Below are 12,717 nucleotides of genomic sequence, written 5' to 3'. Positions count from 1 at the left end.
CTTTTCTGGTTATCTTCCTTCTCCCTTATATGCAGCATATGCATATGGCAGAAAATACCCCTGCGCATGGCGGCAGACAGGGCACACAGCCGGAGCCTGTTTTCCCTCGTGGATATATCCGCAGTTCGTACAGATCCATTTGCTTTCATTCTCGCACGCAAAGTATTGGTTGGTCTCCAGCATGCCGGCGATTTCACCAAAACGAACCTGATGGGTGTGTTCAATCTCTGCGATCTGATAGAATGCAGAGGCAGCCTCTAAAAATCCCTCTTCCTTAGCCACATCGCCAAATGCCTGGTAAACATCCTCATATTCCTCTTTTTCATTGTGCTCCGCAGCTCTCAAAAGCTCAGCCAGAGTCGTCTGCTGATCTACCGGATAACCTCCGTCAATAAAGATTGTCTCACCGGACAGATCTTTCAGCAGTTCGTAATACCTCTCCGCATGGGCGCGCTCCTGATCAGCCGTATACAAAAAAATGTCGGCAATCGTATACATTTTCATCTCTCTTGCCTTATCTGCAGCGATTGTATATCTGTTTCTTGCCTGGCTCTCCCCGGCAAATGCTCTCATCAGGTTTTCTTTTGTTTTACTTTCTGAAAAATTAACAGCCATAATACACACTCCTTTTTTATTACTAGTATGTACCATGGCTGGTAAATTATGCTCTTTTCAGTTAAATATTTTCTATATGCACATGCAGCCGTGCAGATTCTGTTCCATAACTTTTGCCGGCCCATAAATCCAAAAACTTTTCGTAATATCCGATCGTACCCAATCAGCTAATTAAATCCGATAAGCCTTCTTGCCACACTGTAAGCCATGGAGGATACCTTTCGTCCGGACTTGCCGGGAAGATTGATCGTCTGGCCCAGGATTCCGTAACGAATCTTAAAGTAAGTGCCGTAATCCTTTTTCTTCAGATACTGCCACAGTTCCGCCTTCTTTTCCAGATTCGCCTTTTTCTTGGAACGGATACACAAAATCGAGGATACAGTCATCATAATTGCAAGGTAATTAATCATGTATTTACGCAGCTTTTTACTGGAAATCATCCGCAGTTCATACATATTTATCATGCTCTTGTTTACGAATATCTGCTGGTCTATCCTGCTGATCATCACCTTTTCGTTAACGGATTGATCCTCACGCCCGATAAAATACCTGTAGAAGTCAACATCCATATAGTAGATCGTGCGCACGTGCGGCAGTGGATAATATACATAAATGTTATCCACATAAAATGTATGCTTCGGCAGCCTGAGCTGGCATAACTTCAACATCTCGGTCCGGTAGAGGACGGAATGCATCAGGATATACTGGTCCAGCCGGAAATGCCCGATATCGTCCCAATGGAATATCTGATTCTGCGGCAGCACATTGCGGTAATGGATGACCTTCTTATGCTCAACCCCAACCTTTTCATACACATAATTTGAAACAATCATGTCCACTTCCGTCTCCGTCTGCACAAAGCCCCTGACCGCTTCCAGGATCTGCATGAGGGCCTCCTCATCTACCCAGTCATCGCTGTCCACCACCTTAAAGTATCGTCCAGTTGCATGGGCCAGTCCCGCATTGACAGCATCGCCGTGTCCCCCGTTCTCCTTATTTACCGCCTTAATAATCGTTGGATACAAATCTGCATAATGCCGGGCAATCTCTTCTGTACCGTCCTCGGAGCCATCATTCACAATGATGATCTCCACATCTTCCCCGCCCTTTAATATTGATTGTATCGCCTTTTCCATATACGCTTCAGAATTGTAGCATGGAATTGCAAATGATATATATTTCATAAGAACACCTCTTTACTCAGATACAGCAATTATACTGCACATTGACCAAATTTCCAACTGTTTTATCATAAAATCCGTTTTATACCTGTTACAGCTGCTATCCACGGGGCCGCGCATAGTAACCTATTGTAAAAAATGTCTTTATCCATTATAGTTATAGGTATGACAAAAATGAAAATAGCTTTGGAGGGATTATTTATGAAGAAAAATGTTATCGTGGGCCAGTCAGGCGGACCAACCGCCGTCATCAATGCCAGCCTTTACGGCGTTGTATATGAGGCATTGAACCGGGAAGATTCTTTTGGCGCTGTATATGGAATGATCAACGGAATCGAGGGATTCCTCGCCGGGCATTACATGGATATGGAGCCTCTGGAGCACTCCGGCGAACTGGAATTGATCAAGACGACTCCCGGATCCTATCTGGGATCCTGCCGCTATAAACTTCCCGAGGATCTGGACGATCCGGTATATCCAGAGCTAATGGAAAAGCTTAATGCATTAAATATCGGATATTTTTTCTATATCGGTGGAAACGACTCCATGGATACCGTAAGCAAACTCTCCCGCTATGCCGCTAAAACCGGCAGCGACATCAAGTTCATTGGGATTCCCAAGACAATCGACAACGATCTTGTGGAGACAGACCACACCCCGGGCTTCGGCAGCGCCGCCAAATTCATTGCATCTACGGTCAGAGAAATCACCCTGGACGCCTCCGTATATGACAATAAAAAATCCGTTACCATCGTAGAGATTATGGGACGCCATGCCGGCTGGCTGACCGCCGCCAGCGCTCTGGCCCGGAAGTTCGAGGGGGACAACCCGGTACTGATCTATCTTCCTGAGGCAGCATTTGATCAGGAAGCATTCCTTCAAAAAGTGGAAGAAGCCCTGGAACAAACTCCCAACCTGGTTGTATGTATATCCGAGGGTATTCATGACAAAGACGGTACCTTCATCTGCGAGTTTGCCAGCGACGTAGGCGTAGACGCCTTTGGTCACAAGATGCTGGCCGGCTCCGGAAAATATCTGGAGAATCTGATCAAGGAACGGCTTGGCATAAAAGTCCGTTCCGTGGAACTAAACGTATCTCAACGCTGCTCCAGCACCATGCTCTCCGGGACAGATCAAAAAGAAGCTATAGCCTCCGGTGCATTCGGCGTAAAATGTGCACTGGAGGGCGAGACCGGAAAGATGATTGCTTTCAAAAGAATCCAGGACAAGCCCTATGCAATTGATTACGTGACAACCGATGTCAACCATGTCTGCAACAGGGAAAAAACGGTTCCGGCAGAATGGATTACAAGGGAAGGCACGGATGTGGGTGATGCATTTATCGACTATGCAAAGCCTCTGATCCAGGGGGAAGTCCATGTTCCTATGGAGGAGGGAGTCCCCATGTTCGCTTACAGAAAAACTGTTTAATAATTCACGGACTTTAGCCGCGGGAACGGATGAGGGGACGCCTGACGGAGAACGGGACGGGATGCAGACGTATGCATCCCGTCCCGGTTCTCGGCAAGCGTCCCCTACATCACGCCCTCCAAATCCCAAGTTTCCATAAGCTCAATACTTAGCTTTCCCCCCTGTGCCGTTATGTAATTCCCGCACTCTGTTTCCGGGGCGAATATATTACATGATATGTTATTTTGGTAATGATTGCTGAACATTTCTATCGAACTCTGATCTGAGAATATATGGATATCCAAGTAGTCCTTTCCCAACAGATTCAATGGACTCTTGGCGATGCCTTTGCTCCAGCCGTCAGCCCGGCTTCTGTCAAAGCTGATCTCTGCTTTTTCAAAATCGAAGACTACCAGCGTTTTCTTTTCGTCTGAGGAGCGCAGTTCCATACAGATCTTCTTTGCGGTTGATTCTTTTAGGTTAATTTTGAGCTTTGCCTCGTATACGCTGCCTTCCCGGAACAGGAGGGGGTTTTCCGCCTCTAATGTCACATTTCGCTGTACCTGCTCATCCTTTCTGAGCTGTTCCAATTCACTGACCGGCAGAAACTGCAGGGTATTGTCCCCGCAGAGCACGACCTCCCTCGGAAGATTGAAGAAGCCGCACCACCCTTCCTTGTAGGTGGGGCCCCAGTCCTTCCAGAACGGCATCCAGTCCCAGGCATTGGCCCATCCTACGATGATCCGCCTGCCGTCCGGGGATAGGAATGACTGCGGGGCATAGTAGTCGAATCCCCAGTCGATTTCCCCAGATACGGTATAGTAAAATTTTCCGGTCTGATAATCAAAATCACCTACCAGATATACACTGGTCCTTTCTTTTGCCCCCATAGGGGAGAACATCAGGACGTATTTGTCACCGATGGGGTAAAAATCCGGGCACTCCCACATATATCCCCACTCGCCCCGGCTTTCGGCCAGGATATTCACAAATTCCCAGTGGAACATATCTTGTGACTTGTATAAAAGCGCCTGAGCCATGCCGTCTTTGTTCGCCCCACAAACCACATAATACGTGTCCTCGTGCTTCCAGAGCTTCGGGTCACGGAAGAAGTCTCCCGGAATCCCCTCGGGTGCAGTCAGCACCGGATTGCCTATATACTTTTCAAAATGAATCCCATCCTCGCTGTATGCAATACACTGGGACTGTTCAAAGCCTTTCCCGTTATTCGTTGTCCCTGTATACATCAGGAATAATTTCCCGTCATGCTCGATCGCGCTTCCCGAGAAACAGCCCCCCTGGTGATGATTGTCATAGCTTTCACTTGGAGCCAGCGCAAGAGGCAGGTATTCCCAATGTACCAGATCCCCGCTTACCGCGTGCCCCCAGTGCATACAGGACCAGAATCCTTCATATGGGTTGTACTGGTAGAAAAAATGATATTTTCCCTTGTAGAAGATCAACCCGTTCGGATCATTGAGCCAGCCGGTCTGCGGCATAAAGTGGTAGTGCTGGCGCATTTTGCCCTTTCTCACGTATTCCTTTTTCGCGTCAATCTCCCTCTGGGCCTTCTCGATATTTTGCTGCATTAATTCCTTAGACATAAAACGCCTCCAGTTCTCCCATTACTTGTATTCTTCACGCAGTTTTTTTGCGAACTCCGTATTGAGCGCCGACTCGCGGCGCGCTTTGTTCTCCTTGATTCTAAATTGCTCCTGCCTTGCCGGAGAGTACTCTTCCCAGCGTTTCTCGTAAGAATCCCTGGCCGCCTGCATTTCTTCTGTTAACTGTGGCATCTTCAGATTCCTTTCGGGAAGCACAGGCACATTAGGCAGACGCTCCTCCAACGGAAGGATCGTAAGCGGCTTTGCGGTCGGAAGGGTCTGATACCAGTACGCCGTGGAACTCCAGTCGTCCGATAAATGGTTTGCATGGCCATGCTCAATCGTTACTCGTAGGCGCTTTTCAAACCTGACCGGATCCGTGATATGGAACCGGTAGGATACATGGAATCCGTCCGTATCTCCTTCGTGCACGATGGTTCCAAAGAATGGGAATGCATTGCGCTGCATACCCCATGCATGGTTAAAGTAATCCTCCGTTCCTGTGCCGTTAAGGCTTGGATACTCTTCCCCGTCAATAAAGAACATGTCGTTTCCTTCGCCCCACCAGCTGCCCTGATAGTGCTTCACGGTCAAGTTGCATCCCACGTAATGGCCGGTTCCTTCCACGTCCAGAACGGTGTAATTGCCTTCCCCCTTCAGATTAGTGACATTATTTACCTCCGGTGAATTCACCTGGATATCAGGTCCCCATCCGTCACACGGATTCTCTCTGTGCCAGCTGGAATGGAAATATGCGGTATTTTCGTCCAGCGGTTTCTTATACATCTCATAGTCGATATTGAAATACAAAATAAACGGCAGTTCATTTTCATTGATAATCTCAATCTTTGCCTTCTTATTAAACGGCATCGGAAAATAACAGGATACGGAACACGGCGCGCCGTATCGTCCTGCCTCCTCCGGTTTCAGCGATACATTGAATGGAAGGGAAGAGAAATTCCCCGGATAGCAGTTCCCGATACAGAAGAAGTCTCCCAAAGGCGCCAGAACGCTCGGCGTATCCTGGTCATCCCAAGTAATTTTGATCAATGCCTTCCTATAGTAAAACGGGTCATAATCGTCCCAGATAACGCCCAGCGCCGGATGGATTTCCATCACCGGTGCTGCGGATGCATTCTGCACCGGATCCAGGATGCTGGGTGCCTTTACCCTGCGGCAGGATGAGGTCATCCAGATATGTGTGATGCAGCCGGGGCCTTCAATCTCTCCCAGGGTAATGCTCTCCTTTGCAGGAATTTCCCAGTAGTCCTGGTTCTTGCCTCTCTGGTCCCAGCTCGCCAGCCTTCCGTTCCTGGCCTCTTTTATAGTTGTCAGATCCTGAAATAATCCTGATACTTTACTCATGATATTTCCTCCTAATTTTTTTCATATTATATTGATTCACAACAGCCCGCACAGATCTGCCCGTTTACTGCACAAACCGTGTGTATATGTGTCAGAAGCCTGCATTTTAACTCTCCCGGCTTAACCTTTTACGGCCCCGGCCGTCATACCCTCTACAATATTCTTCTGGAAAATGCCATAGAAGATCAGCTCCGGTATAATAATCAGCACACTGGACGCTACAATCCCGCCATAATCCACCGTATAGGTTCCCTTAAAGAAGGAAGCCCCCATGGAAAGCGTATAATCTGAAATGTCTCTTAACATAACAGATGCAAATGGAAACTCATTCCAGATATACAGCACGTTAAAGATTACAATCGTTGCAATGACCGGTTTTGCCATGGGAAGAATCACCTTCAGCATCAGGTCCCAGATGCTGCATCCGTCAATCACGGCGGCCTCATCAATCTCCGTCGGAAGCGACTTCAGGTATCCCACCAGCAGCAGCGTGTTGAAGGATATGGACGTTGCCACATATGGGAATATCAGCGCCAGCTTTCCCCTTAATCCGAAGAATACATTGATTTTGTATACCGGAAAGAGCAGAATAAAGGGTGAGATCGAAAGTCCCATGATCAGAAACCCATATATTAAGGAAACAATCTTTTTATTCTTAAATTCCATTCTGGAGATCACAAAGGAACTGAAAAAGGTAATAATCAATTCGATAACCAGTGATATCACACATACAAATAATGTATTCCCATAAAGCTGCAGAAAATCCAAAGTTTTAAACGCATTGCTGTAGTTTTCCAGGTTCAGGCTTTTCGGCAGAGAAAGCGGTGCGGACAATATTTCAGAATTTGTTTTAAAGGAAAGCACCAGCATCCAGATAAACGGAAATACAACCATCAGCGTAATCAAAACCATCAGGATATACATGGCTGTCTTCTTCTTTTTATTGATCATAATCCTGCTACCTCTCTTTCTCTCTGGTCAGGAATGAGTAAATCCCCGTAATCAAAAGTGACAGCAAAAAGGTTATCGTAGCCAGAGACATCCCATAGCCGTAATCACTGCTGGAGAATGTCATAGAGTAACTGTAGGTTACCAGTGTCTCCGACAGGTGGTTCGGGCCTCCGCCTGTTGTCTGCTGAACGATTTCAAAGATTTTGAATACGCCGGTTATAATTAGGACAGATACCGTCGAGATCGTCGTGCGCATCATGGGAATGATGACATAGCGGACCTTCTGCACACCGCTTGCACCGTCAATCTTCACTGCCTCAAGCACATCTTCCGGAATCATTTTCAGACCAGCAATAAAAATGGTCACCAGATATCCGAGCTGCTGCCAGAAATAAATGATTGCGATGCTGTATGGCGAAAATGTCTCCCCGCCGATCCATTTGTGCTTCAGCGCCGATGCCCCCACCGCGTCCAGAATATTGTTAATGACCCCAATATTCGGGTCCAGAATATATACCCATATAATACCAACAATAATGGGCGCAATAATTGCCGGGGAAAATATGAGCGCTTTCGAAAAATCGGTTCCTTTCAACCGGTTGTTTAAAAGCAGTGCTATGAAAAATGATAATGTCAGCAGCAGGATAAATGCCAGTATGAAAATAATCATCGTATTCTTCAGTGAAATCCAAAACACATTATCCTGAAACAGCCTGATATAATTCTGAAATCCCTGGAACCTTGCCTTACCAATGCCGGAATACTTTGTAAAGCTGTATCCAACCGCAATCACAATCGGCAGGACAATGAACACACTATAGACAAGCAGTGTCGGGATCAGAAGGCCTATTTTATATCTTCTTTTACTTAACCAGCGCATATCCTTCTCCAATCATAGAATTCGCAATAGCTCAGGCCTGCCTGAACTGTTACCAGTACATCGTAAAAAATCCACCCGGCAGCCCCGCCGCACTCACGGCTGGGGCTCCGGCTTTCCTCGTATGGACCTGTTTCATTATTTACTGTAGGACAGAGCCTCGTCAATCTTATCCAGGGCTTCGGAGGGCTCATATGTTCCCTGCATCACGCCAAACATAGAATTGTAAAGGGCCTCCTGTACTGCGGATACCACAGTCAGATCCGGCGCTGCCTCCGGGCTCTCCCATCCTGCCCCCAGGGCTTCCAGCATCGCATTCATGGAATATTGTGTGTCCGTTGCGGCAACTTCGGAATAGTTTGTTGCCGGGAAAATAGAACCTTCATAGGAAATCTTTGCTGCATCTTCTCCATAGTAGAATTTCAGGAACTCGTAAACCGCCTCTTTCACTGCGTCATCGTCTGCAACCTCTGCATTTACAACAATCGGTGCGGACGGAACCTTCATTGCAATATCCTGGTTGTAGTCCGTATCTGTAAATTTGGGTCCCCACCAGAAACCTACCTTTTCGCCGATATTTTCATCAAATTCCGCACAGTCCCACTGGCCGGTGCCAAACATTGCCGCCTTGCCTTCGTTAAAGAGCTGCTTCGCGTCAAAGTATTCGATGGTAGCCATATTTTCCGGAAATGCACCTGCATCCGCGATTCCTTTTAACTTTTCAAAACAAGCATTCAGGTCTTCATTATTAAATTTCTTCTCTCCTGAAAGAATGCTGTCAATATTCTCCGACCATCCATATCTGGCAAGCGTCTCGTTGAACTCCCACATTGCGTATGCACTGTTTTTGCTTCCGATTGACAGCGGAGTCACGCCGCTCTCTTTCAGCTTTTTGACCATCTCAATGAATTCTTCGTATGTAGTGTCGTTCGTAGGATACTCAACCCCTGCCTTATCAAACAGGTCCTTGTTGTAAAAGATTCCCTGGACATTACACTGGTAAGGCAGTCCATACTGCCCGCTGTCATCCTGGAATGCATTTTCCATGCCGCCAAGGGCTGTCTGGATATCAGAATTCTCGGATAAGAAATCCGATAAATCCATCAGTACGCCCGAGTCACTGTATTCCGGCGCCTCGCTGGCATCCAGCCAGAAGATCTGCGGAAGTGTTCCGTCGGAAGCTTCCAGCTTCATGTTCTTGGAATGAGACTCTTTATCGGAAGCCTCAAACTCCACCTTATATTTTCCATCATACTTCTCGTTAAATGCCTGCACAATGTTGTATGTAACAGCTTCCTGCTCCTGGGGATTCGCCACATGGATGCCGAACTTAATCGTCGTTGCTCCTCCCTCTGACTCTGCCTTCGACGCCGCCTCCTTGCCGCCTGAACATCCTGCAAGCAATCCCACAGCCATCGTACCGGCCATAACAGCTGACAACAGTTTTTTTAAAGTTCTTTTCTTCATAATGCTCCTCCTTGTATTACGAATACTGTTTTTTTGTTTCCAATGTGGAACCCGTTCCACATTGTTTAAAAAAAATACCTCAGCTTGTTCCGCGCCGCATCATGGAACCCGTTCCACAATGCGGCAAAAAAAATAAGTTTTCTAGGATGTACACCTGTTGATTACTTTAAGCCCATTATATAACTCCAATTAAAAAAGTCAACCTTATTTTTTAAATTCACTGTTTTTTTGTTTATTACTACAAAAGATTATGATTTTATTTTGTACACCTTTCACAATGAACTTACTATACAGTTGTCTTGCCTTTTTTAAGCTCTACCTCTAATAAAACCTGCTTATTTTTGTAAGTCTTTCCATTTACCAGCCTTGCCATCAGGCGCACGGATTCCCTGGCCAACGCTTCCATAGGCTGTGCAACGGCCGTCACCTGCGGTTCTACGATTCCCGTCAGGTATGTACCGTCATAAGCCACAATCTTCACATCTCCCGGTACCTTTTTATGCCTTCTGATCGCTTCATTCATATAACCTATCGCCAGCTGGTCAACTCCGAATACTCCGTCAAAATCTATTCCCATTTCAAAAACTGACTCTACTGCCTTTTTATAATATAAGGCGTCAAAACGGTTCCATTCCAGTTCATAGGAATATGTCTTCACATGGTTCTTTTTCATAATCCTTTCGAATTCATAATGTCTGTCATGGTATGGTGACTCAACTTCCTGCGCGCCGCGGAAATGCAGTACGGACTTGCAGCCGCTTCTGATCAGCTCTTCTGCCGCCAGTCTGCCGCCTCTTTTATGGTTCACTGCCACCACAGGGATATCTTCGCCCAGGTAGCGGTCAAGCGCCACAATCGGCTTGTGGATCTTGAGATATTCCTCCACATCAAGTGAGTGTACACCTGTGATCACGCCGTCTACAATATGACGGTTCAACATATCCAGATATTCAAGTTCCGCATTTTCTTCTTTCACGGTATTGCACAGCATGGTCTTGTAGCCGCAGTTATACAGCTCTGCTTCCACATATTCTACAAATTCAGCAAAAAACGGGTGTGCAACCGTGGGAACTAATACGGCGATAATCCCTGTTTTCTTGTGAAATAAATTGCGCGCCAGCTCGTTGGGCGTGTAGTCCAGTTCACGCATGGCTGCTTCTATCTTCTGGCGGGTCTCATCGGATACATAGCCGCTGTTGTTCAGAACCCGTGAGACCGTTGTCGGGCCTACGTTTGCCTTTTTGGCAACATCTCTGATACTTGCCATCTTCAATCCTCCTTTCCTCTGTATTTTTAAGCTCTGCTTAATTCTAGTTGTAATATATTTCCGGACAAAAGTCAAACTAAAGATACGGTTTCAGCCGAAACATTGTCTTTTCCCCAGCCCGTTCATTTGTCAACTCGTACAGATTATCTTCCGTAACCATCAGATTCCTGTGCTTGTCCGATCATTGCCCCGATATCTTTGTTCACATCAAGATAATTGATACATAGTATTCTCGGTTCTTCTATTGTGCAATAATCATTTTCTTTATCAGACAAATTTTTTACTGCTTATATTATAAGACATTACTACTTATTGCACAATCTTTTGTTTTTTTATACAGGGAGAGACGCCTGCAGCAAGACAGGACAAGATGCAGGCGTAAGCATATCTCTGGTTCATCTTGCTGCAGGCTGGTTCATCCGGCCGGCAGGTGAAAACGATTTCCCGTCTGGGAGATTTTACGGGGCAGCGGATGGGATTTATGGCCGTTGCTTTGTTTGATTTAGAAGCAATATTTTGTGAAATTTTTGTATGCAAGATTCCACTCTGCCTCATCTTCCGGCACATATTCCCTCACCTGGAAGGAATCCCTCACTATTCTGCGTATTTCTGTTAATGAGGAGGCATGTCCGCATCCGTAGGCCTGCATCAGGAGATTGCCGGTTGCTGTACATTCTTCCGGGCCTGCCGTTACTTTTTTGTGGAGCGCATTGGCTATAAACTGATTTAACAGTGTATTCTTTCCACCGCCTCCTGTTACGTGTACGACATCGATTTTTTTCTCTGCGGCATCTTCTATCTTCCCTAAAACATATTTGTATTTCAGTGCAAGGCCCTCATAGATCAGCCTACTGATTGCACCGATGTCGTCTTCTTTGAGTTGGATCTGATTTGTTTTTTTCAGGTATTCGACAATCGCTTCCGGCATATTCCGGTGCGAAAAAGCTGTTGTCGTCTACGTCTATAAACGCCGTAAATTTAGGGGCTTTTTGCGCCTCTTCTACGATTCTGGAGTAGTTAAGCCCAGGATCTTTTCGGTTCCATTGTTTTTTACATTGCTGAATAATCCAGAGTCCCATGATATTTTTTAGAAAAAGGGATTTTCCAAGTACTCCGCCAGAATTGGAGATATTGAGTGCGAAGCTTTTTTCATTATTTACGGGCTGTTTCAGCTCCATTCCTGCCAGAGACCATGTACCGGAACTGATAAAAGCGAAGTTTTCACCTTCTGTGGGAGTCGCTACTACTGCACTTGCCGTGTCATGTACGGCAGGCGTAATGATCGGAATCCCACGTTTTAGTCCCGCCTGGTCTGCAATATCGTCCCGGAGTGTTCCTACTGTGTCCCCTGCAAACGAGATCTGGGACTGCAGTTCTACCGGGATATTGTAGGCCTCGAAGATCTCGTCATCCCATTTGCGGTTGACCGTATCTACCAGCATGGATATGGAGGCCGCCGTGTATTCGCAAACAGGCCTGGCTCCCAACAGATAGTGCAGGATATCTCCCACAAACAGCAGTTCTCTGGCGTGGTCGAGCTGTGTATCTTTCTGCCTCCTGGCTGCAATAAGCTGATTCAGTGTATTGAACTCCAGAAACTGAATTCCGGTTTTTCGGTATAACATTTTTTTCCTTGGCTCCAGCAGGGCGTCTGTGCCTTCTGTCCTTTTATCCCTGTATGTATATGGGATCCCCATCAGTGTCCCGTTCTTATCCAGCAGGCCAAAATCTACGCCCCAGGTGTCTACGCCGATCGAATCCAGTTCGGGTCCGTATTGATCCGCATAAATCCGAAGTCCTTTTAATATTTCTTCATAAAAGCGGTAAACGTTCCATTTCCATTCTCCCCGGATTTTAAGTCCCTGTGTCGGAAACCGCCACAGTTCATCCAGTTTTATAATGCCGTTTTCCAGGGTTCCTGCGATACAGCGGCCGCTTTCCGCCCCCAGATCGACTGCAAAATATCTGCCCATTTGCACA

11 protein-coding genes are annotated in these 12,717 nt (G+C 46.5%); 1 reads left to right on the top strand and 10 read right to left on the bottom strand.

The window, feature by feature from the left end; genetic code table 11:
- Positions 1 to 9: 9 nt before the first annotated feature.
- Positions 10 to 615 (bottom strand): rubrerythrin, encoded by a 606-nt coding sequence (gene rbr, locus MWG26_RS04235; protein ID WP_025654824.1) that lies wholly within the window; start codon positions 613 to 615, stop codon positions 10 to 12.
- Between the two features lie 167 nt (positions 616 to 782).
- Positions 783 to 1,799, bottom strand: coding sequence for a glycosyltransferase family 2 protein (locus MWG26_RS04230; RefSeq protein ID WP_025654823.1), 1,017 nt, complete (start codon positions 1,797 to 1,799; stop codon positions 783 to 785).
- A gap of 198 nt (positions 1,800 to 1,997) precedes the next feature.
- Between MWG26_RS04230 and MWG26_RS04225 the strand changes: the two genes are divergently transcribed.
- Positions 1,998 to 3,227, top strand: coding sequence for a 6-phosphofructokinase (locus MWG26_RS04225; protein ID WP_025654822.1), 1,230 nt, complete (start codon positions 1,998 to 2,000; stop codon positions 3,225 to 3,227).
- Positions 3,228 to 3,331: 104 nt separating this feature from the next.
- On the opposite strand, the gene MWG26_RS04220 is transcribed toward MWG26_RS04225, so the two are convergent.
- The 8 genes from MWG26_RS04220 to MWG26_RS04190 form a co-directional block, all read right to left on the bottom strand.
- The gene (locus tag MWG26_RS04220; protein WP_117441012.1) at positions 3,332 to 4,810 is read right to left on the bottom strand and encodes a glycoside hydrolase family 32 protein; all 1,479 of its coding nucleotides are present in this window, start codon (positions 4,808 to 4,810) and stop codon (positions 3,332 to 3,334) included.
- A gap of 21 nt (positions 4,811 to 4,831) precedes the next feature.
- Entirely contained in the window at positions 4,832 to 6,175 is a 1,344-nt protein-coding gene (locus tag MWG26_RS04215) for a glycoside hydrolase family 172 protein (RefSeq protein WP_025654821.1), read from the bottom strand.
- A 120-nt stretch (positions 6,176 to 6,295) separates the two neighbouring features.
- Positions 6,296 to 7,126 carry a carbohydrate ABC transporter permease gene (locus MWG26_RS04210; protein ID WP_025654820.1) on the bottom strand — a complete coding sequence of 277 codons (831 nt, stop codon included), beginning with the start codon at positions 7,124 to 7,126 and terminating at the stop codon, positions 6,296 to 6,298.
- 7 nt (positions 7,127 to 7,133) lie between these two features.
- Positions 7,134 to 8,006, bottom strand: coding sequence for a carbohydrate ABC transporter permease (locus MWG26_RS04205; RefSeq protein WP_025654819.1), 873 nt, complete (start codon positions 8,004 to 8,006; stop codon positions 7,134 to 7,136).
- 135 nt (positions 8,007 to 8,141) lie between these two features.
- Positions 8,142 to 9,470: an ABC transporter substrate-binding protein gene (locus MWG26_RS04200; RefSeq protein WP_025654818.1), complete on the bottom strand. Its 1,329-nt coding sequence runs from the start codon at positions 9,468 to 9,470 to the stop codon at positions 8,142 to 8,144.
- A 286-nt stretch (positions 9,471 to 9,756) separates the two neighbouring features.
- Positions 9,757 to 10,737, bottom strand: coding sequence for a LacI family DNA-binding transcriptional regulator (locus MWG26_RS04195; protein WP_025654817.1), 981 nt, complete (start codon positions 10,735 to 10,737; stop codon positions 9,757 to 9,759).
- A 502-nt stretch (positions 10,738 to 11,239) separates the two neighbouring features.
- Entirely contained in the window at positions 11,240 to 11,665 is a 426-nt protein-coding gene (locus tag MWG26_RS22685) for an FGGY-family carbohydrate kinase (RefSeq protein WP_117441013.1), read from the bottom strand.
- Positions 11,586 to 12,710, bottom strand: coding sequence for a rhamnulokinase (locus tag MWG26_RS04190; protein ID WP_117441014.1), 1,125 nt, complete (start codon positions 12,708 to 12,710; stop codon positions 11,586 to 11,588). The genes MWG26_RS22685 and MWG26_RS04190 overlap by 80 nt, the downstream gene beginning before the upstream one ends.
- Between the last annotated feature and the right edge of the window lie 7 nt (positions 12,711 to 12,717).

The sequence above is a fragment of the Faecalicatena contorta genome, from assembly GCF_022835095.1.
In the GTDB taxonomy this organism is placed as follows: domain Bacteria; phylum Bacillota; class Clostridia; order Lachnospirales; family Lachnospiraceae; genus Faecalicatena; species Faecalicatena contorta.
Note: the sequence above shows the minus strand (reverse complement) of the source record. Positions and strands in the feature narration are given on the sequence as shown.

Excerpts from the sequence above, each read along its gene's own strand:
- rbr (WP_025654824.1), bottom strand. The coding sequence starts at position 615 with ATGGCTGTTAATTTTTCAGAAAGTAAAACAAAAGAAAACCTGATGAGA.
- MWG26_RS04230 (WP_025654823.1), bottom strand. The coding sequence starts at position 1,799 with ATGAAATATATATCATTTGCAATTCCATGCTACAATTCTGAAGCGTAT.
- MWG26_RS04225 (WP_025654822.1), top strand. The coding sequence starts at position 1,998 with ATGAAGAAAAATGTTATCGTGGGCCAGTCAGGCGGACCAACCGCCGTC.
- MWG26_RS04220 (WP_117441012.1), bottom strand. The coding sequence starts at position 4,810 with ATGTCTAAGGAATTAATGCAGCAAAATATCGAGAAGGCCCAGAGGGAG.
- MWG26_RS04215 (WP_025654821.1), bottom strand. The coding sequence starts at position 6,175 with ATGAGTAAAGTATCAGGATTATTTCAGGATCTGACAACTATAAAAGAG.
- MWG26_RS04210 (WP_025654820.1), bottom strand. The coding sequence starts at position 7,126 with ATGATCAATAAAAAGAAGAAGACAGCCATGTATATCCTGATGGTTTTG.
- MWG26_RS04205 (WP_025654819.1), bottom strand. The coding sequence starts at position 8,006 with ATGCGCTGGTTAAGTAAAAGAAGATATAAAATAGGCCTTCTGATCCCG.
- MWG26_RS04200 (WP_025654818.1), bottom strand. The coding sequence starts at position 9,470 with ATGAAGAAAAGAACTTTAAAAAAACTGTTGTCAGCTGTTATGGCCGGT.
- MWG26_RS04195 (WP_025654817.1), bottom strand. The coding sequence starts at position 10,737 with ATGGCAAGTATCAGAGATGTTGCCAAAAAGGCAAACGTAGGCCCGACA.
- MWG26_RS22685 (WP_117441013.1), bottom strand. The coding sequence starts at position 11,665 with ATGCCGGAAGCGATTGTCGAATACCTGAAAAAAACAAATCAGATCCAA.
- MWG26_RS04190 (WP_117441014.1), bottom strand. The coding sequence starts at position 12,710 with ATGGGCAGATATTTTGCAGTCGATCTGGGGGCGGAAAGCGGCCGCTGT.